Below are 26,234 nucleotides of genomic sequence, written 5' to 3'. Positions count from 1 at the left end.
TTATTAATTCTCCCCAGGAATCTGATACCCCCAGGACCTCCGCATATCATCCATAATCTCCAGCACCCGGATAGTTTCTTCATGAGGCATCTCACTGCACTGGGTTCTCCCTTCCTGTATCGCCCTGCGGCAGGCTTCTACCTCATATTCATATCCGGTGATCTGTTCCGGAGGCGTGTAATCTGCTAATTCTCTGTAATTTTCGTCGAAGACTCTGATGTGCTCTATGTTATTTACATTTGTGATCTCTATGTAGCCTTTATCACCAAAGATGCTTGCCCTGCGATTCAGTGCGCCAAGCATACTGCTGTGCATCACAGCTATTTCCCCGCCCTCAAATATCATGGTGATGCTGTCCGAATAATCTACTCCTTTTTCAGACATCACTGCACTGGAAGTTACTTTGCTGATTTTATTTCCGAAGACCATCATTGCGAAGTTTACCATATAGACTCCCACATCCAGCAATGCCCCGCCAGCCAGGGACGGTTCTACCATCCTGGTTACACTTTCCAGAGCGTAGCCCAGATTGCCTGTCAGTGATACTGCCTTACCTATGACTCCGCTGTCTATAATATCATTTACCATTTTCCGGGACGGCATATATCTTGTCCAGATTGCTTCTGTCAGAAGGAGTCCTTTTTCTTCTGCCATTTGCAGTACTTCCCTCGCCTGCCTGGCATTTACCGTAAATGATTTTTCGCATAGAACATGTTTCTGATGTGCCAGGCACAGTCTGATATGCTCATAATGATGAGAATGCGGGGTTGCTATATATACCAGATCAACTTCTTTATCAGAAAGCATTTCTTCATAAGAGCCATATGCTTTCGTAAAGCCGTATTGTTCTGCAAAAGACTGTGCCCGTTTGGCATCTCTTGCTGCGATTGCGTATGCCTCTACCATTTCCATTTTTGTTATAGTCGCAGCCATTTTATGTGCAATCTGGCCTGCTCCCAGAATTGCCATCCTCATTCTTGAACCCTTGCCTGCCGCTAGCCTGCTTGCGGAATTTCCTGAATCAGCAGTATGATTTTCCTGTATTCTTTTCTCCATTTTATTCCCTTTCCTGTTATTTTTGCCCATAGTAGGCATTTGTTCCATGTTTATGCATGAAATGTTTATGCATGAAATGTTTACGCATGAAATGTTTATCCTGGGTTACCTGGGGTGCAGTCAGAACTCTCATGCCTCCATCTTATCTAATATTTTGCCCATTCTGTTACGGGCATCCTTCAGATCGTCTTTCCACTTCCCGCTCCCTGTATACCAGAATTCCGTTACAAATTTACGCACACCGATTTCCCAGGCGGCAGCAATCATTTCTTCGAAATTTACATGCCCTGTTCCAAAAGGAATCTCCCGAAACTTTCCGGGCACTGTCTCTTTTAAGTGAACAGATGTAATATGCCCGGCACCTGTTCGTAAATCTTTTTGAACATTGGTGTCATAGCTGACCGATGCATTTTTAATATTACCGCTGTCCGGATATACCGTCAGATAGGTAGAATTTATATTTTTGACATAGTTCATTGCCTTTTCCACGGTGTTCATAAACTCCGTTTCCATGGTTTCAAATCCTAATGTAATACCCAGACTTGCCGCCATCATTACCGCTTTTTTCAGGTTTTTTTCAAACCGCCGGACTGTTTCCGGGGTGGATTGTTCATAGTATACGTCATAGCCTGCCAATTGGATAATCCGAATTCCCAGGTCATCCGCAAGGCAAATTGCTTTCTCCATTATTTCCATTCCTCTGCCTGCAATTTCCGGATTATTGCTTCCAAGGGGATATTTGCGGTGCCCACTCAGGCACATACTTCTTATGGGAATGCCCGCTGCAAACATGGTATCGATCAGTTCCAGCCTTTCTTTTTTTGACCAGTCAAGCCTTGCCAGCTTTTCTTCCGTTTCATCTATGCTGATTTCCACAAAATCAAAACCGGCAGATTTTGCAACCTGAAGCTTTTCTTCCCAGGTAAGTTCAGGCGGCATTGCTTTTTCGTATAAACCAAGGGTATATGCTTTCATTTTTTATCCTTTCTTTTTTCAATTCTTAAAATGTTTCCAGGTCCCGCTCAGCCCATTGATTACCGCACGATAAGCCGTATACTTTTCTTCATATATCTCTTTGTATTCCAAACGGGGCATCACCGTTTTAGTGATAGTGACCGTTCGTCGGATGGCATCCTGATAATCAGTGTAGATTCCTGCTGCTATTCCAGCTGCCATTGCCGCTCCCTGTGCCCCCAGTTCTTTGTCTTCAATAACATCAACCGGGATCTGCAGTGCATCGGCAAAAATCTGCACCCATACATCAGAATTAGCTGCACCCCCGGAAAGCCGGATGCTGGATGGCACGGAACGGTTTTGCAGTAATTTTTTAACATGGGTCAGATGTGAAAATACAATTCCTTCGTACACTGCCCGCAGCATATGTTTCTTGTTGTGGTATCCGGTAAGGCCCACAAAGGTTCCCTTTGCCAGTGCATCTTCATTGGAGCCGTTTAAAAATGGCAGAAAGATCACGTTGGACTCCTCCGGCTTTATTTCTTCCACCCATTTATTAGTAATATCATAGATGGACTTCCCGTCTTCTTTTGCCGACTCTTTTTCAAAGTTCAGAAGATTTCGGATGAACCATTCCATGTTTCCGGCAGATGTCGGGCTGCTTTCTTCTATCAGAAAATAACCCGGTATGCAGAACATGGAGTTCAGAGCAACTGTTTTGTTGGTTACCGGAGCTTTTCCAATGAATTCATTGATACTCCAGGTTCCTGCTATCATGCACATCTGCTCTTCATCTGACAAACCGGAAGCGATCCCGCAGGCATCTACATCAAACATACCCGCCGCAACCGGAATCCCCTGTGGCAGAGTGGTTTTTTTACTAGCCTGGTCCGTTATGTAACCGCAGATATCCGCAGACCCCCGAAGAGGAGGCAGCTTTTCATATATTTCCTCTAATCCAAAGAGTTTCAGATGCTCTCTGTCATACTGTCCGGTGTTTAAATTTACCAGATTGGCTCCCGTAAAATCGGATAACTCTGCAAATGCTTCTCCGGTCAGACGATATCTGATATAATCTTTTACTGCGAAAATAAACTTTGTATTTGCAATCACATCAGAATGGTGATCCTTCAACCATGCCAGAATACTCACCGGCTGACATGCCAGTATCTCCTGATAAGATTTCTCGAATACCTTTTCTCTGGTGCCGTCGCGATTCCATTTTTCTACATACTCCCATGCCCTGGCATCGGTAGACAGGATACCGTTATAGGATGGCTTGTCATCATACCCCACCATATACAACCCTTTTCCATGTCCGGAAAAAGATATACCGGCTATATCATCGGGATTTATTTTGCTGTCAGAAATTGCCGCACGAATTGCTGCTGCATTGATTTCCCAAAGTTCTTCCATATCTCTTTCCGTATAACCGGGCTTTGGTGTAATGGTCACGGAAGGGACGCTGGCTACAGAGATCTGTCTTCCCTCCTGGTCAAAGATTGCTGCTTTTGAAAAAGTACTTCCATTGTCAATCCCCATCAAATATTTCATCTGCTATCTTCTCCTTTCCATATAAAAATCCCCGAATACAAGCTTGATTCCTGCATTCGGGGACGTAATTACTTGATTTTCCAGGCAGCGGATCAAATGGCAATAACTATTTGCACATTTGGCTGCTAACGCAGGATGCCGGTACTTCTTTTGGCACATCCGGATGGTTTGGACCAAAATGTTTTAGTAATACCAATGGCTCTACCTTACTCTCATTCGTGATTACAACACCCTCTTTTGCAGTACCTTCAGAAACGAAGAACTCATCTGAACTTTGCTGACCAAAACGCAGCAGGGTCACCGCTTCTGCATCGTAAACACCCATTTTCCCATGTCCCTGGATAAAGATACATCCATAAGCCGCTCCATCTTTTATCGTTACTGTCTGCCCTGGATAAATGGTTAATTCTTTTGCCGCAACATAATCATTTGCGTAAGTCACCCATTTTTCAATGTACTGTTCTGTCTCACTCGCTGTAACAGGCGGCCTGAAATAGGTCTGTTTGTAATGGGGATCCGTATTCTTTTCCCAGTCCAGCAAGCCAAAAATATAATCTATGTCATCCTTCTTGTCATCCGGACATTCCTCAACCAGCATATCTCTAGGATATATTTCTCCGGAAACTACATTTTCCTGTACGGAATTTACATCGGAATTCCACTGTGGTTCATAAGTAAGATATGATGCCGGAGCATGAATGACACCGGCCGGAGTATACCAGCCCGTCCCAAGCTGAACCCGGTAAGCCCTGGATAATTCAGTAATTCTGGTATCATCTTCATTATAATTACGCAGTCTTCTCTTTACCTCTTCCGGATCTGTATCCGGATCAAAACCAAAGTAAGTGGCACCACATTCTCCCTGGTAATTATTTAACTGCCTGGGGAAATAGTAGCACTCCGGCTTGCCAAGCTTACCGACTCTCGCCGCATCCTCAAAGGTAAGGTGGACATGATGGAACAAAGGATTTTCGAAATCAAAGAATTTTGAATACATGGGCCATCCCCCATACTTTTTCATGAGTTCTTTTCCCACAATTTTCTCACCCATTGTATCAATAGCTTCCTTTAATGTAAATTTTTCATCTGTTTCATAAGATACGGCTACATAACTCATTCCCTCGTCCGGTGCTGCCAGCGGTCCGTTATTAGCTGGAATTGTGGAGGAAAACCATCTTTCCTTAATAGACCCTCTCTCAATTCCCAGTGCATAATAATCATCAGGGTGTAATTTTAATCGGTGTCCTGCCTTTCCAAATCTTCTTGGTACAAAGGTAGGATTTAGGCGGAAAATCCCGCCTCCTTCTTCAAATACTTTTTCTATTAATGATTGGTTTGCCATATTTTTCTTCCTTTCTGGCTTCTATCTACTTTTTCTGTAATTTTCCGTTTTTTATATTTTCAAATGCCTCACGGCCGAACCATTTTCTATTGCATCTGCAATGCCATCAATGGTTGCATTTGCAGGCTCCAGTCCCATGACGTAATCTCCGGGACCCATCATTTTCCATTGCACAAAATGATCCAGTTTGTGGGAGAACACGCTCTAGCACACCCCTTTCTGCAATACAATATTTGCGTAACGTGCTGTTGTTCCGGTCTGTACAACCAGATATGCCTTCTCGGATTCCTCATAAAAGGGAAGGCGGTCTGCAAAATCAAATTCTTGAAATGCCCGGTCAGTATCATGTTTTTTTAATATACGTTTATAGACATCCCATATTTCAGGTGTGGGCTCAGTTGGCAGATTGCGCATGAGCCTGACCGGATGTTTGATAAAATTATCCAGTGGAAAAAATGGTAAAATTGCTTCCAACAGTTCCGGAACCTCCACTCCTTCCAGCCGTATCAGCCGTTTTGCATGTGCCGCTGCCGGATAATTAGCATCGGCTATAATCAGTACATCACTATGTCCCATTTCCATCATTACTTTCATTAACTCCGGGGAAATAATCTTTGGTATATTCTTAAGCATACTGCACCCTCATTTCTACCGGCGCCTCCGGCAGGGTAAATGCTGACGGAGGCTGCCGCTTTTTATTAATTCATAAATTCGTCTACATTATCTTTGGTAACTAACTGGAATGGAATTCTGATATCATATTCCACCTTTTCTCCTTTTGCCAGTGCCAGAGCTGTATCAACAGCTGTGGCTCCCTGACCTTCCGCATCCTGGAAAACCGTACATGCCATTTCACCATTTTTCACTGCCGTCAGGGCATCAGAAATGGCGTCAACACCTGTGATCATAATATCTGTTCTGCCTGCTGCTTTACATGCAGATAATGCACCAAGAGCCATATCATCATTTTCGCAGATAATTCCTTTTAATTCGTCTCCATAGGTAGTAATCCAGTCTTCTGCCAGTGCCAGAGCCTCTTCTCTCTTCCAGTTTGCAGTCTGCTCAGCCAGCAGTTCATATTTATCAAATAAACCGGCTTCTTCATAACCTGCCCAGCGTCCTACCTGGCCTGCCTGTCCCATCGGTCCCTGGATAACACAGATTTTGGATCCTTCCGGCAGGTTTTCTAATACATAGTTCGCTTCAATCAAACCGGATTCTTTGTCTTCACATCCTACAAAGGACTGGTAATCCTTATTTACCGTATCACAGTTACAGTTTACAATGGGAATGTTTGCTTCATTGGCTTTTGTAATACAGGGGCTGCTTCCATCCATATCCTGAGCATTTAAAATAATTGCATCCACCTGCTGTGTGATCAGATTCTCTGTAATTTCTATCTGCTTGTTAACATCGCCTTCCGCATCATTCATCAGCAATTTTACACCCAGCTCTTTTCCCCTTGCCTCAATTGCATCTGCAATTCTCTTAACAAATGTGTCTGAATTGTCCTTCATAATTACGCCAATGGTGAAATCCCCGTTATCTGCTGAAGCGGCTGCGGCCGCCTGTGTGGCTTTCTCTACTGCTTCTGTGCCTGCATCGGCAGCTTTTGTCCCGGCTGATGTCTCTGCATTTGCCGGTTCTGTTGTCTCAGCCGCATCCGTTGTCTTTGCTGCCTCTGTTGTCTTTGCTGCCTCTGTTGTCTTGCTGCTGCCCTGTCCGCATCCTGCGAGAACTGAAGCCACCATTGCCACTGCGAGTAAACCACTGATCATTTTCTTCTTCATACCTTTATCCTCCTTATTTTTTAATAAATAGGTATCTTAGTTGTTATTCCCTGCTCTTTGTCTTCATGTCCATTAATACAGCCAGCAATATAATGAAGCCTTTTACAATCTGCTGCCAAAACGAGTTGACATTTACAAGGTTTAGTGAGTTACTGATTAATCCAATAATGATAAAGCCGAATATTGTTCCGCGCAGGCCGCCGATGCCGCCGCTCATACTGGTACCGCCAATTGCCGTTGCCGCAATGGCATCCAGTTCAAATCCCTCTGCTGCCGTTGGCTGACCGGAACTAATGCGGGCCGATAATATCAAACCAACGATACCGCAGCAGACACCGGATAATATGTAAACCATCATTTCCACTTTACGCGTCTTCACACCTGAGAGTTTCGCGGCATTCTTATTGCCGCCGATTGCAAATACATATCTTCCGAAGGTGGTACATTTCAAAACAACCAGACCAATGATACAAACGATCACCAGAATGATAATCGGTGTTGGGACTCCAAGTACATTTCCCTGCCCGATTGCCAGGAAGGATTCATTGGTAATGGTATATGGCTTTCCATTGGAATAGACCATTGCAAATCCCCGACCGATTGTTGTACTGGCTAAGGTTGCAATAAATGGCTGAAAACCAATATACGCTACCAGGTAGCCATTTAATATGCCGAATGCAACTGCTGCCAAAACACCAGCCACACATGCCAGAAATACATTTCCATCATTCATAAGCAGCGAACCGCTGATGACACTGGTAACTGCAACAAGCGATCCTACCGAAAGGTCAATTCCTCCTGTCAGGATAATGAAAGTCATTCCCACTGCCAGAATACCGTTGATGGATACCTGCCGAAGAATATTTAAAATATTTCCGCTGGATAAAAATACCGGTTTAACAATTGTCATAAGTACCACTATGAATATGATTACGAATACCAGTCCAAATTCCCGAAGTACCTTTCCCAAATTCTTCTTATTATTCATTTTGTTCTCCTCCTAGAGCGTGTTCTAAAATTGCTTTCTGGCAGCTGTGCGTTACACTTTGCGGGAGATTTGTCCCGGATGAAGGGCACGTAGCGGGCCACGTAACCTGAATTCTGGGCAAATATGCCGCAAAGCGGGATGTGCAGATGGCGGGAATGAATTTTCAAAGAAGCTCTACAGAGTCTTTGAAAATGCTATAGGCTATAATGCTAATTTTAAAATTGTCTGCTGTGATTTCGTTTCATCTCCCTGAAGTTCTCCCGTAATCTTGCCTCTGGACATTACGATGATACGGTTACTCATTCCAATCAGCTCCGGCATTTCAGATGAGATCATGATAATAGCCATGCCCCCTTTTGCAAGATCTACCATCATACGGTAGATAGCAGCTTTCGCTCCTACATCGATTCCTCTCGTGGGCTCATCCATAATTAATACTTTAGGTCCGGCCAGAAGGCATTTTGCTAAAACTACCTTCTGCTGGTTTCCTCCGGACAGGCTGCTCACCAGGTCATTAATGCCGTTCATTTTTGTAGTCATTTTCCGTGCCATTTCATCGCATATTTTTCTCTCTTTTGCCTTGTTGATAAAGCTTAACCGGCTGTATTTATCTGCATTTTGAAGGGTTATGTTCTCCTTAATATCGCGGCATAATACCAAACCCAGATCCTTTCTGTCTTCAGATGCCATAATGATATGGTACCTGTTTGCATCCTTTGGGTGGTTGATGGTTATGGGCTTTCCCTCCATAATTATTTCGCCGCTGTCCAGCCTGTCGTATCCTACCAGGGCACGCATTACTTCGCTTCGTCCGGCGCCTACCAGACCTGCCAGCCCCAGGATCTCCCCCGCGCGAACCTCAATATTAATATCCTGAAATACTCCTTTTCGGGTAAAGTTCTTCAATTCCAGGACAACTTCTCCTTTTGGCGAATCGTTAACCGGATAACCACCTTCCAGCTCCCGTCCTACCATCATGTTGATGAGTTCTTCCGGCGATGCCTCGGATATCCTCACGCAGCCGATAAAGCTTCCGTCACGAAGAACCGACACCCGGTCTGCCAGCTGAAACACTTCATCCATTCTGTGTGATATATATACAATCCCTACATTTTTTGCTTTTAAATTATCAATTATCTTAAACAATATTTCCGTTTCTGTCTCAGATAATGATGATGTTGGCTCATCCATAATAATTACTTTTGAATCATAGGAAACTGCTTTTATGATTTCCATCATCTGAACCTGGGCAATGTTCAGATGTTTCATTTTCATATTTGGTTTTATCAGCTCCTGTAAACCATATTCCTCTAATATTTTTTCCGTTTTTTTATTGAGCTCTTTAACATCAACAAAAGGAAGTCCTTTTATTTTTTTATTTTCTCTTCCTAAAAAGACGTTTTCGGCAACTGTCATTTCCTGTATCGGACTCAGTTCCTGATGAATCATGGAAATCCCCATATCCAGGGCATCACGCGCATCTTTAAAATCAACCCGCTGCCCCTGAAAGATGATCTCGCCGCTATCTCTGGTATATATTCCCATGATAATTTTCATAAGCGTTGACTTTCCCGCTCCGTTTTCACCCATTAATGCATGGAGTTCACCGGGTGCGATACATAGCTCTACGTTATTCAGTACATTTACGCCTGCAAATGATTTACTGATACCTTTTGCCTCCAGGATATATTTTTCACTTTGCAAAATACTTCCTCCTTCCTATATGTTTAACAGCGCGTGTCCGGAGTTTCAAACGGGCTCTGGTTTATATTCAATTCCGGATTATCCGAGAAGTGCTTCAGAATAACAATTGGGTCTGTGGAGGAAGGATTTGTGATTGTGACCCCTTCCTTTGCGGCTTTTTCTGTTACAAAATATTCATCGTGGGTTAATTCCCCATAATGGATTAAAGCCGGAGACTCTATTTCCCATACGCCAAACTTTCCATTTCCCTCCAGGCAGATGAGTCCATATGGTGCCAGATCCCTGATCGTAACGGTGTGCCCCGGTAATACGGTAAGCCTTTTTGCTGAAACTGTCTTGCATTTGTAGCAGATCCATTCTTCTATGTAACCTTTTTCCAGCATTTCTTCCAAAGGTCTCACCGGAACCGGCTTCATGTACCGTTTTTCATGGAAGTCGGGATCTATATTCGCTTCCCAGTCAATTACATCTAAAAGGTAATCATAGTTCCCCATTTCCTCCGGGGGTGTATTTTTCCATAGGAGATCTTCTCCCACGATCTGTCCATTTAATAGTACTGACTGGTACATTGCGTAAACATCAGATGCAAACTGAGGCTCGTAAGTGCAGAGGCTGCCGGGTGCATGCATTACTCCCGGCGGTACATCATACCCCGTATCCAGTTCCAGTTTATGAGCTCTGGATAAACCCAGGATGTTGTTATCCCCTTTTGTAAATTTCTTTAATGCTTCCAGCACTGCTTCCTTTGTAGTCTCAGGATTAAATCCAAAGAACGTAAATGGAAATTCACCGCCATGATTGTTCAGCTGGGAGGGAAAGAAATACATCTCCGGCTTGCCGGATGCCCCTACCCGTTTTGCATGTTCTTCTCGGTGATGGATATGATGGGGAAGCGGTCCTGCATTATCAAAGAATTTGGAAAACATTGCCCAGCCATGATACTTATTCCATAGCGTCTCACCGATAATTGCCGGACCTGCCAGTTCTATGGCATCTCTCAGAAGTACTTTTTCCTTTCCTTCATCATCCGCAACGATATAACTCAGTCCTTCATCCTCCGGTGTACCGGGACCATTTTCTGCCCAAGTCGTAGAAGCAAACCATCGTTCATCAATACCGCCCCTCTGACCCAGAATAAAATAATCGTCCGGATGTAGTTTTATTCGTTTACCTGGTCTGCAAAATGATCTCGGCACCCAGGTTGGCGCCAGCCGTAAAACTCCTTTTCCCTGCTCAAGTGCCCGGTCAACTACTTCCTTTTTATTCATTTGCATAAACCTCCTCCAGTATTTGTACATTTCTTATAATTTTTTATTTACTTTCTAAAATCATCTGTTTAACTTGACACAAGAATATCAGAAAAACGTTTTTCTGTCAATGGTGTTTTAAATAATATTATTTTTTTATACAATTTATTCAAAATATTATCTGTATTTTTAGCACTATATCACAACTTATACCCCTGTCCCTTTACTCTTTTGCAAGACAATTTTATTCATTTACGCTAATTCCATAAAATATTACGTTTGTTTTGACTATGTCAGCAAAACGTTTTTCTGTCAATTGAAATTACTTTTACCACAAAAAAATAAGGGCTTCCTCCTGTTAAAAGGTACCCTTACTCTTTATTCTTACCAGTCCGACAATATCCAATCTTCCGGTGCATCTTTCACCGTAGATTTACGAACAACCAGACGCGATTCCATCTTCATCCTGATTACTTCTTTATTTTCTTCATTTTCAATTCTGTCAAATAAAATTTTTGCCGTTTCAATCCCTGCATGTTTTTTGCGTATATGAATGGTCGAAAGAGCCGGTTCCACTACGCTTGAAATAAATACATCATCATAGCCGATAATCTTAATCTCTTCCGGAACTTTTTTATGGTGCTCCCGCAGTGCTTTTAATGCGCCTACTGCCATCTGGTCATTGCCGCTGAATACACCGTCAATGCCAGGCATGGATTTAAGCAGTTCCTTCATCGCAGCATAGCCGCTCTGGTGAGAATAATCCCCTTCTGCAACCATAGAATCATCCACGCTTAGTCCTGCTTCTGCCATTGCCTTCCGGTATCCAAGGGCACGGTCTGTTGCGATGCTCATAAAAAAAGGTCCGGAAATATGCCCAATCCTTTTACATCCTTCATCTATCAAATGTTTCACTGCCATTTTTGCACCCGTTACACCATCGAAATACACAGAATCTATCCCAAATTCTGAAAAGTCACGCTCTATGCTGACCAGCGGAATTTTCTTATCATGCTCCGCCAGATTTTTTAACTTCTTCAGATAATTGTCCTGTCCACTCTGGGGCACTACAGAAGCAAATATAATTCCATCTACCCGATTCGTAATCAAACTTTTAAACTTTTCCAGCTCCCGTTCGATAGCCGCCGCTTCCCCATAAACTCCCTGGGTATCACAGATCATAATCTGGTATCCTTTTTCATTTGCTACAGAATAGATTCCTTTCACAATATATGGATAAAAAAGCCCGCACATATCAGCTGTGATAACTCCTATGGTTCCTGACTTTTTCTTCTTCATGCTTCTCGCTACCGGATTCGGTTTGTAAGAAAGCTCTTTTGCAGCTATTTCTACTTTTCTCTGCAAATCAGGGCTGACAAATTTGGAATTATTTAATACATTTGAAACCGTGGATATGGAAACTCCGGCGCGCTTTGCCACGTCTTTTATGCCTGCCATGGCTCCTCCTTTCTCACCTTACATGGGTTTATGAATATCCTCGCTGCATTTATTCTATCATCTCATAAATGCAATATGTAAAACCATACGATTATCACTATATGGGAGGTATTATTATTATAATAGCATAATATTCCGAAGATTCAAACAGCTTAAATTATTTTTTACTGACCGCATTTTGGGGATAATCTTTTGGAGGATCTTGTGAGATACCGAACCTCAATGCCGTACTGAAATATATCTGAAACAAATTATAAAAAGAACTTTATAATATAAATGTTTTTTGGCTGTAACTGTAAATTAACGTATTTCTCACTCTCATAAGCACTATCCTGCCTTACTTCCGCTTCTACACCATCAACAGTTGCCCATTTCCATGTCACACCTACCTTTACATGGATTTCCTTTTGTTCCCCTCCATCTGCCGCTGCTATTTCCATTTCAATATATTTTGATTCTTCTTTTTCATCCGTGAGCATCCAGGTAAGTCTGTTTATCCCTGCACTTGTTCTGGTTTTGATTCCCCTGATATTACCCCGGTGCAAGCCATCCGGCAATGCTGGCAGAGCTTCAATAATATGATCATTGGAATACAGCAGAGCCTCCAATACAATGCCCGGTAAAGTGATTGCATTATCTGTGCAGAAAGCAGATTCATGATTTTTATCATGAGAGGTAAGCAATGATGTATATTGATATCCTTCACTTATTAGTATGTATAATGAACGTGCAACTTCTTTTTTGTCTTTAATACGTGCTGATGCCAGGGCTTTATGCAGATGCCCATGCGACATGGCATCATCCCCTTGATTGAACAGGGTACGCTTTTGTATGGCACGAAAAATTCCTAGTCGCAGCACTCTATTTTCCTCAGCCTCATGACAAGGCCACGCTGCATACGCGTGACTGATGTGACGATGATTATAATTTTCTTTTAAACTATCCAGTGCCCACTCTTTTAGCGCTCCATCTTCTGTATATAAATATTCAGGCAGGCGTCTTTCTAATACTTCCCACTGTACCTTCTGAATCTCTAACTTCATATCCCGACTGTCTGCATATATTTTTTTCGCCATATACAGCGAATTCTTTATTGCTGAAATATCCATTGTCACATTTGCTGCCACAGACTCCATGCCATTATATCCAATCCCTCCGGGCGCATTTTCCGGAGAATAGCCCGGACTCAGAATATAACTTACTCTGCTAAAACCGGACGGGGTATTTTCTTCCTCCTCTATAGTCGTCCCGTCTGCCAAATGAATCGTTCCGTCCCCACCCCTATAAAATCTATTATCTGTGTATTGCACCCAGAATTTCATAATCTTTGCTATCACTGGTACCAATAAGTCTTTCAAAAGATCGAACCCATCACACACAATTCTGGCAATATCATCATCTTCCAATTCCAATACCCGCTTCAGCCGTGGCAGATCTACGTCTTTTCCCACAGGAACCTTAACCCTTCCAAAGCATTCATAATATTCAAAAATCGGATATATCATCCAGTCTGTAGATGCATTCCAATATCCGTGAGGATATCCGGGCAGAGAATGATAAAGTTCTCCGTTTCCGCTGCCATCTGTGTGAGAAGGTGCTTTCAGTGCACCTGTCATTCCATAAATATTTCCTGCATTCTTTTCCCAATCAGGGAGCTGCCTTAAAATAAAGTTTATATATCCCGCTGCCACTTCTTCCATATTTCCTATATTCATAGATGCTATCTGAAGATTTACATTTGCATCAGTAATGAAATTCCCTTGAAACAGGGGCAGCCAGCTCCCCGTCCAGATACCATTCATACGCGGTACATGATAGCCGCTGCTGCAAAGAAGCAGGTACCTTCCATTTTGAAAAAGCCTTTCCAGATATGCTTTATTTATCTTCTCGGAGTGCTGCTGTTTATAGATCAGCGCCTCATTTGTCAGCTCTCTATCCGCCTTATCTTCAGCAGAAAAACAAAGTTCCAGATCCATTCTGGAAAATGCCTTCTGATGAAGTTTTTTGTGTTCCGACAGTGCTTGTTCATACTGGAATTCACCCTGCACTTTATACTTTTGGGCAAGCCCGTTAAGTCTGTTGGAACTTTCTTTAAATAGCATTTTTTTTGCGTCATCTAAACAATGAATGCGATGTTCTTTTTTATCAATCTCTGCCAAGAGAATAATTTTATCAGCATTTTGAATATGAAGCCTCTGCGATTGGAACCCGGGTATCATTTTTTCTTTTCTATTGCGGCAAAATTCTGGCTGCACCTGAATATCTCTTATATGGTCTTCTATTTCAACTTTTCCATTTGTAAGGATACAGATTGTAACAGACCAGCCTCCATAAGCATATTCAGAATATTTTTTTGGACTTCCACTTGTATAAAACGTCCCATATTTCCCGACTTGCCCCATCCACACTTTGCTTATTTTTTCATTACAGTTATCCCCATTATCCGTTGCTTTTCCCCAATCTTCCTCAACAAATTCGCAGGTTTGTGGAATTTCAGGCACACCCCGGTCTATAAATGCATCTGTTTCTACGGACATCTCAAGCAGATTGTCAATCCATATTTTTGTATCCAGCTGCTCACTTTCAGGTGCTGTGATCTCTGTTATAATTACATTATCTTTTCTGGAAGCAAAAGACCTTATATTCCACTCGCATTTTTTCCTGTCCTTCCACTGTCCCCCTATTTCACCTGTTTCAAAATTCGTATAACGGTTAAATTCTACCACTTCTCTGCACTTTAAATTTCTTATACGAAGCTGAGCTGCAGGATGAAAAGTTCTGGAATTAGATGATACATATCCCTTTACACCATAAGTTTGTTCATTATAATCTGCTGCTTTTCTGACCCAGCATCCTGTATCTTTTCGAATTACTGCATTTTTTCTCTGCTCATCCAATATATCCGCATAATACGGCACATGGAATATTTCATTTGTATCCAGAATCAGCTTGGTATTTTGATAAACAATCACATCTTCTTCCGGTGAAAAACTTTCTAAGATCCCGATTTCTCCATTCCCTGCTGCCAGGGCGTCCCTCCATTTATCTTTTCCGTTTTTTCCCACACCAATTGCAGGATATGTATCTGAATCAAATCCTTTTGCTCCTTTTCGTCCATACAACCAGTTCCCCATTTTTTGCCTCCTCTGTCGTATCTGATTTCATTCTTATACCCTTTTCCATTTTTTGTGTCCACATTAAAATGTTTAGTAAAATCATATCTCACGATATGAAGTCCTTTCCGGAACCGTACGTGCGGCTTTCCCGCATACGGCTCTTCATAATAACCTTTACAGTTTCATGCTACGCATAGAGTTTGAAGTATTTCTTGGGATAAGCTAGTGGGTAATACGCCAACATCTGCTTGAATCCCTCCCAGTTGTAGCTTCTCTTCTGACTTCTGCGGTTCATCCAACGATATAGCAACTGTGTTGTGTTGTAGTGATATTTTACCAGTGACTGGATGTTATAGGTCAAACCATAGTACCTGTAGTGCCCTAGCAATTTAAGATTTAGAATCGGCATTTCCGTTTTATAGTTGTACGCAATACTTGCAGTCTGCCCGCAAGAGACCACAGGCTCTCCCCAGTTGACTGGATAGCCATAGTGAAACATGATTGGCTCTCAGACTCCGCCGAAGCCACAACAGACTCGCTCCTGAATCCTTAACGTCTGCCATGATGTTGCCTTCCGCATGGATAAACTGCGTCGGCCTTCGGGACTTTGTAAAATTTCGGAGCTCTATAGCWTTACAACCCTGCTCCCTAACTGTCTACGCTTAGCCCTGACTGTTACCAGTCAGAACCCAAGACTCGCTAATGGTGGCTCGCTACGCCTTGCCATGCGGGTGTTCCACCCGCTAAACTATCCGCCCTTTCCTGGGCGCACTTATCCTTTCACTGCTCCAGCAGTCATACCTTCAATAATATATCTCTGTCCGATTAAATATATTATGATTACCGGTGCCATAGTCAGTACGATATAAGCGCATATTAATCCCCAGTCTGTAGACCATGGTGAAGAAAATTCTCCATACACACCGTACATGGAAAGCATTACGCCCCATTTCTTACTATCCGTCAGGAGGTATAATTGTGATTCGAATCCATTCCATGCACCCATGAAATTCAATATAATTCCCGTCATGGTAACTGGTTTCAGCAACGGGAAAATTGTGCGAAAGAACATCTTCCATCCTGTGGCACCATCCATAGCGGCTGCCTCATCCAGTTCTCTTGGAATTCCTTTGATAAATCCTGTAAACAGAAGCATGGAAAAGGATATTCCCTGGGTCGCTGTCAGTAAGGTAGCTCCCAATATACTGTTTGTCATATGCAGACGGCTCATTACCAGCATAGTACTTACCATATTGGTTGTTGCTACAACACCAAAGAAAAAGTAACTGTAGAGTGCTTTATTTAGACGATTTACAGATCTTACAAGAATAAATGCTGCCATTGCTGCAGTTACATTACTTATAATTGTAGAAGCAATGGCGATAATCGAACTGTTCACATAGCCACGCAGCATATTACCTTTTACAAAGGCATTGACATAGTTATCCAGTTTCAATTCCTTAGGCAGTTCCAATGAAAAAAATGCCGCTTCCGCTGCCGGTTTCAGGGAGTTCAAAATAATCAGTACGAATGGAACCAGCACAACAATGGAAAATCCCCAGCAGACAATCTGCAAAATACTCATGCTTATTTTTTTCGCTTTCATTATGCTGATACCTCCCTCTTACTTGATTGTTTATTTACGATATAGGAAATGACTGTTGTCATAATTAATAACAATACGTTCATTGCAGAAGACAGACCGTAATCTCCTGCTGAGTATTCCCGGTATACCATAGTTGCAATAACCTCTGTTGCATTTCCCGGTCCGCCATTTGTCAGCGAATATACGATATCAAATGCACGGAAACCATGTACTACATTTAATACCAGATTGATTGTAACAGCAGGCATGATATATGGTATTGTAATATTTTTAAACAATTGCCATTTGTTTGCACCATCGATGCGGGCCGCTTCGTAATAAGTCTTATCTATTCCCTGCAAACCAGCCAGAAAGATTACCATATTAAGTCCAAAGTAACGCCATACTTCGACACCTATTACAGATGGCATAGCAGTCTGCAGTGTAATCAGCCATTTTCTCTGCAGCATATCAAGTCCAATCACATCCAGGAAATTATTCAGAAGACCTGTGGGACTTAGAATTGTAGTAAACATAATACCAATTACAATGGTAGATACTGCCTGCGGTATGAAATATACGGAACGAAGTACATTTCTTCCGAACACTTTTCCGTTCAGAAGCATCGCCAGTCCCAGTCCCAACGCAACCTCAAAAACAGAGGTAGCCAGAGCAAATACGATGGTATTCATAATGGGCCTTACATATTTAAATGGTTGATCCAAAAAAATAAACTTAAAGTTATCCAGCCCGCAGAACTTAATATCAGAACTATAGACATTCCAGTTTGTGAATCCAAAGTAGATACCCACAATGGTTGGGATCATAAAAAGTACCGTGTATAATACGAATGCCGGAAGTACCATACTGCGCGGATACATTGATCGCTGTAATGATTTTTTTCTCTTCATATATTTATCCTTCTTATAAAGAGAGTCCTGGGATTTTCTCTTTTCCATGAAAACCCAAGACTCTGTGATTGTTAATTTGTTTCACGATCACTCAACCGTTTTAAACATTTTCTGTCTTGCTGCATCCAGGGAATCTAATACCTGTTCAGGTGTCATCTGTCCAAAGAACATGCTCTGAATGTTTTTACCAAAGCTTCCGTCCGCACTTGCATATAATACTGCCTGAGCCGGTGATGCCTGCGTTTTGTCACCAACCATTTCCATAACAGCCGTAAAATCCTTTGGAGCCTTTGCTGTTGCGCCTTCTAAAGTGGACTCCAGTAAGTCTGTACGTCCATCATAATATGTCTGTAAATTACCTTCTTCCGCTAAGAAGTTGAAATATTTTTTACAAGCTTCAATATTTTTTCCATCTTTATTGATCATGCGTGTCATACCTGCACCTGTCATCGCCACTGTGCTGAAATCATCTGCATATGGGCATGGGAATGCAAGATATGTATCTGCCGAAGGACCGCCCGCTGCTTCGATATCATTAACATATGTAGCCCATCCGAACCACATTGCACATTCACCATTTGCCATTACAGTCGCTCCCTGATCAAATGTATTGGATAAGTAATTTTCACCAAAATATCCTTTTTCTGCACTGTCTTTTAAATTTGTCAGGTATTTTACTGCCTCTTCTGACTCCCCAAAGGTTGTCTCATTGTTATTCAGCTTTTCAAATGTGCCCGGTGCTTTGGTCTCAATGTTTGTTGCTCCGTCAAAAGCCTGTGCACAGTACCATTCCTCTTTACCAGGGAAATATACCGGTGTGATCCCTGCTGCTAATAAAGCATCACAGGCTTCCGTAAAGGTCTTATAGTCTGTTGGGACTGCGATATTATTTTTTTCAAAAATCGCACTGTTATAAATCATAGCCCGGAAATCACGACCCCAGGTAGTAAATCCAACTAATTTTCCATTGTAACTCGCCTGATCCGTCATCCATTCCGGATATCTTGCTGCCCACTCTTCACCTGATAAATCAAGCGCATATTTGTCAGTCTGGAATCTCTGCAGAGCCAATCCGGTCTCACCCATGTAAATATCAGGACCTTCACCTGAAGCCAGTCTCGTCATCAATACATTTTCATACTGGTCATCCGGATTCGCCTGTAAGTCAACTTTAATTCCTGTCTCCTGGGTAAACTTGTCTGCCAGTTCTCTGTCGATATCACGAATCCAGCTTGCAGAAGCCGCTACCGTAATTGTGATATCCTCATTTGTGATATCCGATCCAGATGATTCTTCTGATTTCTCTGTTCCAGTTGTTACCTCTGCTGTGTCTGATTTCTCTTCTCCCGCTGCTTCTGTCAGTGCTTTTGTTTCTTCTGCAGATTTATCTGTTTTACCACAACCTGCCATACTTCCAGTCATTGCCACTGCTAATATTACGCTTAGGCATTTTGTCACCATCTTATTCTTCATAATTTCTTTCTCCTTCTATTTTAATATTTTTGCTTGACAGCTTTGTATTTACTGCTGTTTGCTATGTTTGTATCATATCCGATCTTTAGTTTTTTTTAAATAGACGAAGCAAACCACTAGAGGTAGACATTTCTGCACAGCTAAATTATCTCTAATCTAAAAACAGGCTAACGTAAAAGGTTTTCCCATACGCTGCCTGTTTCAATATTTCCACACTTTCTCTTTTCTTTATCAGCACATTCTTACAATTCACTTCTATACTCAGATGGTGTTTTTCCGGTTCTATTTTTGAAGATACGGCTGAAATAATGAGAATCCACATATCCCACCAATTCTGCAATCTGTTTTAAATCCATATCTTTTTGAGTCTTCATAAGCTCTATTGCCTTATTCATCCTCACACCTATGATATATTTGACCGGAGACTCGCCTTTATGCTTTTTAAATACACGTGTAAGATATGTTCCATTAAAATGAAAGATCCTGGACAAATCCTCAACCGTAATGTCTTCAGCATAATGTTTATCTATATATGATTCCACCCACTGCACCAGTGTATCACTCTTTTCCTCTTCAAATTCAAAACTGATATATCCCTCCAGCATATCCCAGATCTGCTCTTTCATTTCCTCCATTTTATGTACCGGAAACAACTTTTCCTGGAGCTGGTATTCCAGATGAACCGTATCCGGCACGGATCTGAATTGCCCTCTTTCAATTAAAAAGCGCAGAATTTGCAGAATGTTTTTTTCCACCTGGCGCTGACTTACTCCGGCTTTGTCCATGTCAGCTATATATTCCATTATATCTTTTTCGATTGCTGCAATACTTCCCTTTTTCAGGGAAATAAGAAGTTTTTCCTGTACCGCACTTGCAGATAATTCATTTACATTGACTGCATCCGGAATACTCACCGGCACAGCATATCTTCCAATTACAAGATTTTTTTCCATCCGGGTACGCAATTTGTGGGAAACAGATTGAATTTCCTGATATTCTACTACCGCTTCATCCATACAAATGTACACCGGTATTTCCTGTATTCTTTTCCGGATCTCCCTCAGCAGAACATCACCTTCTCTTCGCACACGTACATCATCTAACTGCTTCCCATATCCTGCTACGAAAAACTTCTGGTTAATATGCTTTTCATCGATAATCCAGAATGGAACATCTTCTTCCGTTAGATTTGGAAGAATTTCCTCCCAGTTTATTTTTTTCCACAACTGCCGAATATATTCCATATGATTCAAAGAAATCATATTCCATGGAAGATTACCAATATTGATTAAAAACAGAGCAAAGTATCGGTCTTCATGATCAAAAGGCAGCGATTTCTCATAATTAACCCCACTGATCGTTGATGATAATATCTCTCGTGCGCTGGATCTGCGCTTCGCGGTCAGGGATTTTTTGATTCGTACAAGTACTTCCTCCAACTGTTCTGACTCCAACGGTTTCAACAAATATTCCTCTACACCCTGATGGATAGCCTGCTGTGCGTAAGAAAAATCGTTGAAACCACTCAACAGAACAATTTTGATGTTTTTATTTTCTTTGCGGACTTCCTCTATCAACTGGATCCCTGTCATCATCGGCATCTTAATATCCGTTACCAGCACATCCGGTTTCATGGTCTGCACTAATCTCAAAGCATCCACACCATTAGCCGCAGTTCCCACCACGCAAAATCCCATATCCATACCTTCGATTTCCCTGACCACATCCCTCAAAATAATGGTTTCATCTTCCGCTACTACCACAGAATATTGTTTATCACTCATTTATTTTTCCTCCAATTGTAACCTTTAATCCACCGTAATCAGATCCCTGCAATGTGAAAATTGCCTTATCTCCGTACGCCAGCTTTAATCTGGCAAAAATATTCAAAAGTCCCATTCCATCAATCTGCGCCTCGGGAATATTTTTCTCGGGGAGGAAATCCGCCAGTTTCTGTTCCAACTCCATTATCTGCAATTCGTCCATTCCAGGGCCATTATCCTCTACTTCGATTTTCCAGGTATTTTCCGTGATGCTTCCCTGTATGTCAATGATCCCCTGGGAATAATTTTCTGATGCATACTTAATACTGTTTTCTACCAAGGGTTGGAGCACAAGTCTTGGAACTACCACAGTATCCATTTCCTCCGGTATTTCAATTTCCCAGTAAAGTCTGTCTTCATAGCGGACTTTCATCAGATTTAAGTATTGAATCGTGTAATCTTTTTCATCTTTTATAGTAACCATGTTCATATCTGAATTCGACACATAGCGAAGCATTTTGGATAAATCTGTACTTATTTCTACAATCTGTTTGCTGCCTGCTTCTTTTCCCATTATCTTAATGATAGATAGTATATTATATAAGAAATGGGGATTCATCTGCGCCTGCATAGCAAGCAGTTTTGCCTGAACCTCATGAGCACGTATAGATACTATTGTATTCAGAGATTCCTGCAGTTTCTTGCACATCTTTACAAATACCTGATTCAGCTCCGATAATTCTAAAATATCTGTTTCAATCTCCGCCGGTTCATATGCGGCGATTTCTTCCAACTGCAGCTCCCTCATAAGTCCATTAAATTCCATTAGGGGACTGGACAGCTGTTTCGCCATCATATGAGTAATGAATCCCGTGATACCTATAACCACAATCCCAATAAGTAAAATTATATTCCTCAGATTTCGAACCGGTGCAAGAAATATATCCTTTTCACGAATAGCCAGAATTGTCCAATTATACTTTTTTGCATAAGCACTCACCAATACTTCATCCTTCTTCGTAAGCGGATTATTTAAAGTGTGAGATATCTTATCTGCCGTACTTTTCTTCATCTGCTCTATATAATAATTACCTGCACTCTCTGACTCACTTTCATGGTAAATCAACTCGTCCCGTTCATTATACACCACAACCTGACCACCACTATCCCCCATATCATCAAGAGCAGATACATATCTTCCAATAATCCTCTCAAGCTCCTGAAATGCAATCTGGGTCTCCATAATCGCCGTAGGAGTCATTACATTTTCTTCACATATGGCCCGGCACATGGAGATTACCTTAGTTTTCTGACTGCCCCAAACCGTCTCATATGGTCTGGTTAGAAATAATTTACCATTTAGTTCTAGTATTTCTTCCCTGTAAGGAATTGCCTCCACTTCTTCAGGTGACAATTTTCTGATAGATGGGTTATAACCCACGCCGGCAAAATTACCATTAAAATTCAAAAAGTTTAGCTGATAATTCCGGTAGTCATCCGGACCGCACACCAGATTGCTATAATCATTAAACTGACGCTGCAGCTCCACACTCTGTGCAGTAAACTTCTCTTCATCAGTAAAAATCAGATTTTTTATAATTTTTGAAAATAGTATTCTCTTTTGCAGGTTATTTGCCTTCTCCAGATCCTGTTCAACTTCGGTTGCTATGGCATTTGCAGTCTGATACAAGGATTCCTCAGCTTTTTTCATAAGTGTATTCTTATTAAAATAATATATCGTGAACAAAAATGTTAAAATCGTTACAGCACTGAGTATTAGGTATGAAAAAAAAAGTTTCTTTTGTATTGATTTTTTTCCGGGTTTTTTACGCACAGATTTTTCCTCCTATTTCCTCCTGCCTAAGATGAATGATAATTCATAAACACCGGTATTCACTGGGCGTTATCCCTGTCTGCGCTTTAAAAACCCTGCTGAAATACCGGCAATCGTTATATCCGCACAATTCACAGACCTCTTCCAGAACCATCTCCGGGTGCTCTCGTAGCATCTGTTTTGACAGAGTGATTTTCTTTTCCGTGATATACTTATTCATGGATACACCGGACATTTTTTTAAACAAACGGGACAGATAAGTGTAATTATATCCAAACACATCGGCTACCTGCTCCAGACCTTCCAGGGTCAGGAAATTACTGTCCACATATTCCAGTACCCTCGTCTCTACCTTCTTTTCATAGAGCTCCTCTACATATCTTCCTATTTTTTGAAAGCATCCCATAAGACTTTCGATCAGTTCATCTTCCGTTGCTGAGAGACCGATGCACCGCTGCTGCCTTATCTGTATATCTTCCTGAAATGCTGCCTCGCAGTCCTGACCGGATAGTTCCAGCAGCTTCAGAACGTATAAGCTTACCTTTTCTATGTTCTCCTGGGTCGATCTGTTTTGAATCATATATTTTAATACTATCTGAATCTCGTCGGTAAAGTTCTTCAAATCGGTATGCAGAAAATAATTTTTGATATAGCTGCTTAATTTCATTTTAACGATATCCAGAATCCCCTGGTTATCCTCTTTTTCTTTTTCTACAAATAGAATCTGTGACTGCCCAATCACTAATTTTTGCTGCATTAAATGGCGTAACCGCTTGGTCAGGTTCCATACATCTTCATATTGCACAAGCTGTTCTGACAGGCAGATATGTATTGCAAGCCCTGTTCTTAGTTCTAATAAAGACATTAATCGTTTTGCCAGATTCTCTGTTTCTCCGTTCTCTTCTTCTCTGATCTGGATTCCGATTATCTTCTGATTAACTACCTGTTCATCTGCCAGATACCAGTTCTGTCCGTCTCTGCAAAGCTCTTCCGCTAATTTTCTCCAGGGAATTTCCTGTATAATCCTGCTGTAGTACTCTGTGAGTACCACATCCTCAATATCGTAAAACAGATTTCCGATACATACGGAAAAAATTGCATACCGGACTCTGGCTGTCTGCTGAAACATATAGGCATCCGAATAGAGAACCTGCCGCTCCTGTTTCGTTTTCGAATAAGCCAGACTCTTCTTTATATCAAACAGCACATCTAATAGTTTTTCATCCTCAAGAGGTTTAAGTATATAATTAAAAATACCATATTTGATAGCCTTCTGGGCATAGGAAAAATCTGAGTATCCCGAGATAATGACCACGATCATGCCCGGATAAGTATTTTTAACAATTCTGGATAATTCCAGCCCGTCCATCACCGGCATAGAGATATCCGTAAATACTACCTGGGGCTGGTGTTCTTCAATTAGTGCCAGCGCCCGCTTCCCATTTTCCGCCAGGGCTGCCACGGTAATGGATGGGTCCAGATATTCTATTTTGTGCTTAATATAAGTCCCTATCTTAAGTTCATCCTCTACAACAATCGCTTTGATACTTCCCTTTTCATCTGCCTTCATAAAACCTTCCCTCCAATTACAATTCCTTCCTGATTTATCTCGTAGACTACTTCTTCCCGATAGAAAAGCTGAAGCCTTACATATACATTTACTAGTCCCATGCCGTCTATCTTAGTGGAAAGGCTGTTAACTCCATCCATGCTTTCTTCACACTTTTTGAGGATTTCTTCCACCTTGCTGTCTGAAAAACCGGCGCCATTATCAGAGACCTTTATGCTCCAGCATCTTCCATCCCGCAATTCTCCTGCGATTTTAATATGAGGCTTGCTGCGGTTGCAGTATTTAAATGAATTTTCTACCAGGGGCTGGATGATCAGTTTGGGAACCCGGATATTCATCATCTCCAGCGGAATATCGCTATCAACCTGTGCATTTGGAAAACGTTCCTTCATAATATCCACATATCTGTTCACATGCTTCATCTCTTCAAACAGGCGTACACCTTCACTCTCTTCTGCCGATATATAGCGAAACATCTGTGTCAGATTCAAACACATTCTTGCAATATCCTGATTCTTCGTTTCCTCTGCCATAGATCCCATGGTGGTAAGTGTATTTACCAGAAAATGCGGCTGCATCTGCGCCTGCAATGCAAGAAGCTTTGAGTGTATTTCAAAATCCTTTAACGTTATAATGTGATGCATGGATTCTTCTAATTTTTCATTCAATTCTCCTATCGAGTTGGAAAGATAATCCAGTTCCAGAATATCCGTATCCACCCGCTGATACCGGATTCCCTGCGCCAGATCCACCTTTCTCAGCTCGTGGCAGACATCATGAATCGGTTTGGAAATCTCTCTGGAGACACGATAGCTTACCGCAATCATAAGTGCCGTAATAATCAGAAAAAATATAATAGTAATCCCCAAAAATGTTAGTAATTTATTATAATAACTAAGTATTGATATGGTGTAGAGTACATAAATGTCAGAATTGAAAATCTTATAGACATAGGTGTAATAGCCATTTTTTCGAAAGCTTCCTGGCTTCCAGTCATTTTCTTCCAGAAATTTTTTGCTGTCTAATTCCGTCTCAGAAAATATCGTGTCCCCTGCATCATTGAGAATATGGATCTGCAGCCCCGCTTCATTTTTGCTGGATGAAAGCCTGCGCATATCTTCTGTAAATTCATCTGCATCCATCTGTACTTCTAAAATCGCAGATCCATTATAAAAAAAGCTGCTGCCTCCAAAACTTCTGGACAATGTTATTTTTGAATTGTCTTTATCAGTAATGGATCTGTTTCCCATAGCCTCCAAAAGATATTCATTTTTTTCCAGATATTTTATGACCGCACTTCCATCCTTTACAAGATTCTGATATGTATCAGGTGCCTTTTTGGGGAGACGTTCAATAAAGTATTCATTCCCCATCCAGATATAGTAATTCTGATCCGTAATAATTCCAACATGGTATTTTTTTTGGATCATTTTATAAGCTTCCAGATAAAGATTGGAGAATAAATCTACCGTGTTGCGGCCTTCTTCATAGTATTCCGGCAGCCTGCCCAGAGCTGTCTCACGAAACATACTGGATTTTATAAGCTCCATGGAAAAATCATTCATATCCTGAAAATAATTTTCTATATTCTGATTGATACTCAGAGTAAGCTGCTTCTGAGTTTCCGTAATATTAGAATTAATTACATTTCCGGCATACAAAACCGTACTGCAAAGTATCACAAAAATACATATTATAATCCAGAAAATATACGTTCGGAATAATTTTTTTACTATCGGTTCTTTTTCCATTCTGATACGATTCAAGGCCTGTGCAAAATACTTTGCATAGACCTTCCTCCTATTCTTTTCTGATATTGAAATCATATATTTATGACCGTTTCTATTATTCTATCATTTAGTTACGATTACTACAAGCATCACTCTTAT

At 41.4% G+C, this 26,234-nt stretch carries 20 protein-coding genes; all 20 read right to left on the bottom strand.

Features of this window, described 5'->3' with window-relative positions; translation table 11 throughout:
• Positions 1–3: 3 nt before the first annotated feature.
• The 20 genes from QR40_RS08610 to QR40_RS08525 all read right to left on the bottom strand — a co-directional run bounded on the left by QR40_RS08610 (position 4) and on the right by QR40_RS08525 (position 26,111).
• Positions 4–975: a Gfo/Idh/MocA family protein gene (locus tag QR40_RS08610; protein ID WP_044294454.1), complete on the bottom strand. Its 972-nt coding sequence runs from the start codon at positions 973–975 to the stop codon at positions 4–6.
• A gap of 210 nt (positions 976–1,185) precedes the next feature.
• Complete coding sequence (locus tag QR40_RS08605; protein ID WP_044294351.1) at positions 1,186–2,031, bottom strand: L-ribulose-5-phosphate 3-epimerase; 846 nt, start codon at positions 2,029–2,031, stop codon at positions 1,186–1,188.
• An 18-nt stretch (positions 2,032–2,049) separates the two neighbouring features.
• On the bottom strand, positions 2,050–3,564 hold the full coding sequence (locus tag QR40_RS08600) for an FGGY-family carbohydrate kinase (protein WP_044294349.1): 1,515 nt from the start codon (positions 3,562–3,564) through the stop codon (positions 2,050–2,052).
• Positions 3,565–3,670: 106 nt separating this feature from the next.
• On the bottom strand, positions 3,671–4,906 hold the full coding sequence (locus QR40_RS08595; protein WP_044294346.1) for a hypothetical protein: 1,236 nt from the start codon (positions 4,904–4,906) through the stop codon (positions 3,671–3,673).
• 51 nt (positions 4,907–4,957) lie between these two features.
• Positions 4,958–5,080: an aldose epimerase family protein gene (locus QR40_RS31285; protein WP_152614183.1), complete on the bottom strand. Its 123-nt coding sequence runs from the start codon at positions 5,078–5,080 to the stop codon at positions 4,958–4,960.
• A 30-nt stretch (positions 5,081–5,110) separates the two neighbouring features.
• Positions 5,111–5,539 carry an RbsD/FucU family protein gene (locus tag QR40_RS08590; RefSeq protein WP_027295589.1) on the bottom strand — a complete coding sequence of 143 codons (429 nt, stop codon included), beginning with the start codon at positions 5,537–5,539 and terminating at the stop codon, positions 5,111–5,113.
• Between the two features lie 65 nt (positions 5,540–5,604).
• Positions 5,605–6,696, bottom strand: a complete 1,092-nt coding sequence (locus tag QR40_RS08585) for a substrate-binding domain-containing protein (protein WP_052377930.1) — start codon at positions 6,694–6,696, stop codon at positions 5,605–5,607.
• 43 nt (positions 6,697–6,739) lie between these two features.
• The gene (locus QR40_RS08580; protein ID WP_027295588.1) at positions 6,740–7,684 is read right to left on the bottom strand and encodes an ABC transporter permease; all 945 of its coding nucleotides are present in this window, start codon (positions 7,682–7,684) and stop codon (positions 6,740–6,742) included.
• Positions 7,681–7,851: a DUF6783 domain-containing protein gene (locus QR40_RS33065; protein WP_334291681.1), complete on the bottom strand. Its 171-nt coding sequence runs from the start codon at positions 7,849–7,851 to the stop codon at positions 7,681–7,683. The genes QR40_RS08580 and QR40_RS33065 overlap by 4 nt, the downstream gene beginning before the upstream one ends.
• Positions 7,852–7,885: 34 nt before the next feature.
• Positions 7,886–9,388, bottom strand: coding sequence for a sugar ABC transporter ATP-binding protein (locus tag QR40_RS08575; protein ID WP_027295587.1), 1,503 nt, complete (start codon positions 9,386–9,388; stop codon positions 7,886–7,888).
• Positions 9,389–9,411: 23 nt separating this feature from the next.
• Entirely contained in the window at positions 9,412–10,656 is a 1,245-nt protein-coding gene (locus QR40_RS08570; protein ID WP_044289605.1) for a cupin domain-containing protein, read from the bottom strand.
• A 363-nt stretch (positions 10,657–11,019) separates the two neighbouring features.
• The gene (locus QR40_RS08565; RefSeq protein ID WP_027295586.1) at positions 11,020–12,093 is read right to left on the bottom strand and encodes a LacI family DNA-binding transcriptional regulator; all 1,074 of its coding nucleotides are present in this window, start codon (positions 12,091–12,093) and stop codon (positions 11,020–11,022) included.
• Between the two features lie 251 nt (positions 12,094–12,344).
• Positions 12,345–15,227, bottom strand: coding sequence for a glycosyl hydrolase family 95 catalytic domain-containing protein (locus QR40_RS08560; protein WP_044294344.1), 2,883 nt, complete (start codon positions 15,225–15,227; stop codon positions 12,345–12,347).
• Positions 15,228–15,981: 754 nt separating this feature from the next.
• Positions 15,982–16,815, bottom strand: a complete 834-nt coding sequence (locus QR40_RS08555) for a carbohydrate ABC transporter permease (RefSeq protein WP_027292113.1) — start codon at positions 16,813–16,815, stop codon at positions 15,982–15,984.
• Positions 16,815–17,705 (bottom strand): carbohydrate ABC transporter permease, encoded by an 891-nt coding sequence (locus QR40_RS08550; protein ID WP_044294343.1) that lies wholly within the window; start codon positions 17,703–17,705, stop codon positions 16,815–16,817. Before QR40_RS08550 ends, QR40_RS08555 begins: the two co-directional genes overlap by 1 nt.
• A gap of 87 nt (positions 17,706–17,792) precedes the next feature.
• Positions 17,793–19,178 (bottom strand): ABC transporter substrate-binding protein, encoded by a 1,386-nt coding sequence (locus tag QR40_RS08545; protein WP_052377610.1) that lies wholly within the window; start codon positions 19,176–19,178, stop codon positions 17,793–17,795.
• Positions 19,179–19,420: 242 nt separating this feature from the next.
• Positions 19,421–20,962, bottom strand: coding sequence for a response regulator (locus QR40_RS08540; protein ID WP_044294341.1), 1,542 nt, complete (start codon positions 20,960–20,962; stop codon positions 19,421–19,423).
• Positions 20,955–22,652, bottom strand: a complete 1,698-nt coding sequence (locus QR40_RS08535; protein WP_152614182.1) for a sensor histidine kinase — start codon at positions 22,650–22,652, stop codon at positions 20,955–20,957. Before QR40_RS08535 ends, QR40_RS08540 begins: the two co-directional genes overlap by 8 nt.
• A 166-nt stretch (positions 22,653–22,818) precedes the next feature.
• Positions 22,819–24,345: a response regulator transcription factor gene (locus QR40_RS08530; RefSeq protein ID WP_044294339.1), complete on the bottom strand. Its 1,527-nt coding sequence runs from the start codon at positions 24,343–24,345 to the stop codon at positions 22,819–22,821.
• The gene (locus tag QR40_RS08525) at positions 24,342–26,111 is read right to left on the bottom strand and encodes a sensor histidine kinase (RefSeq protein ID WP_044294336.1); all 1,770 of its coding nucleotides are present in this window, start codon (positions 26,109–26,111) and stop codon (positions 24,342–24,344) included. The genes QR40_RS08530 and QR40_RS08525 overlap by 4 nt, the downstream gene beginning before the upstream one ends.
• Positions 26,112–26,234 lie beyond the last annotated feature (123 nt).

The sequence above is a fragment of the Robinsoniella peoriensis genome (assembly GCF_000797495.1).
GTDB classification, from domain to species: Bacteria; Bacillota; Clostridia; order Lachnospirales; family Lachnospiraceae; genus Robinsoniella; species Robinsoniella peoriensis.
The sequence above is the reverse complement of the archived record's forward strand: the minus strand, read 5'-3'. Positions and strand labels throughout refer to the sequence as shown.

What these genes read in the sequence shown, in the direction of transcription:
- QR40_RS08590 (WP_027295589.1), bottom strand. Translation starts at nt 5,539, where the DNA reads ATGCTTAAGAATATACCAAAGATTATTTCCCCGGAGTTAATGAAAGTA.
- QR40_RS08530 (WP_044294339.1), bottom strand. Translation starts at nt 24,345, where the DNA reads ATGAAGGCAGATGAAAAGGGAAGTATCAAAGCGATTGTTGTAGAGGAT.
- QR40_RS08540 (WP_044294341.1), bottom strand. Translation starts at nt 20,962, where the DNA reads ATGAGTGATAAACAATATTCTGTGGTAGTAGCGGAAGATGAAACCATT.
- QR40_RS08595 (WP_044294346.1), bottom strand. Translation starts at nt 4,906, where the DNA reads ATGGCAAACCAATCATTAATAGAAAAAGTATTTGAAGAAGGAGGCGGG.
- QR40_RS08545 (WP_052377610.1), bottom strand. Translation starts at nt 19,178, where the DNA reads ATGAAGAATAAGATGGTGACAAAATGCCTAAGCGTAATATTAGCAGTG.
- QR40_RS08535 (WP_152614182.1), bottom strand. Translation starts at nt 22,652, where the DNA reads ATGAAAAAAGCTGAGGAATCCTTGTATCAGACTGCAAATGCCATAGCA.
- QR40_RS08560 (WP_044294344.1), bottom strand. Translation starts at nt 15,227, where the DNA reads ATGGGGAACTGGTTGTATGGACGAAAAGGAGCAAAAGGATTTGATTCA.
- QR40_RS08585 (WP_052377930.1), bottom strand. Translation starts at nt 6,696, where the DNA reads ATGAAGAAGAAAATGATCAGTGGTTTACTCGCAGTGGCAATGGTGGCT.
- QR40_RS08570 (WP_044289605.1), bottom strand. Translation starts at nt 10,656, where the DNA reads ATGAATAAAAAGGAAGTAGTTGACCGGGCACTTGAGCAGGGAAAAGGA.
- QR40_RS08550 (WP_044294343.1), bottom strand. Translation starts at nt 17,705, where the DNA reads ATGAAGAGAAAAAAATCATTACAGCGATCAATGTATCCGCGCAGTATG.
- QR40_RS08605 (WP_044294351.1), bottom strand. Translation starts at nt 2,031, where the DNA reads ATGAAAGCATATACCCTTGGTTTATACGAAAAAGCAATGCCGCCTGAA.
- QR40_RS08565 (WP_027295586.1), bottom strand. Translation starts at nt 12,093, where the DNA reads ATGGCAGGCATAAAAGACGTGGCAAAGCGCGCCGGAGTTTCCATATCC.
- QR40_RS08610 (WP_044294454.1), bottom strand. Translation starts at nt 975, where the DNA reads ATGAGGATGGCAATTCTGGGAGCAGGCCAGATTGCACATAAAATGGCT.
- QR40_RS08580 (WP_027295588.1), bottom strand. Translation starts at nt 7,684, where the DNA reads ATGAATAATAAGAAGAATTTGGGAAAGGTACTTCGGGAATTTGGACTG.
- QR40_RS08555 (WP_027292113.1), bottom strand. Translation starts at nt 16,815, where the DNA reads ATGAAAGCGAAAAAAATAAGCATGAGTATTTTGCAGATTGTCTGCTGG.
- QR40_RS08600 (WP_044294349.1), bottom strand. Translation starts at nt 3,564, where the DNA reads ATGAAATATTTGATGGGGATTGACAATGGAAGTACTTTTTCAAAAGCA.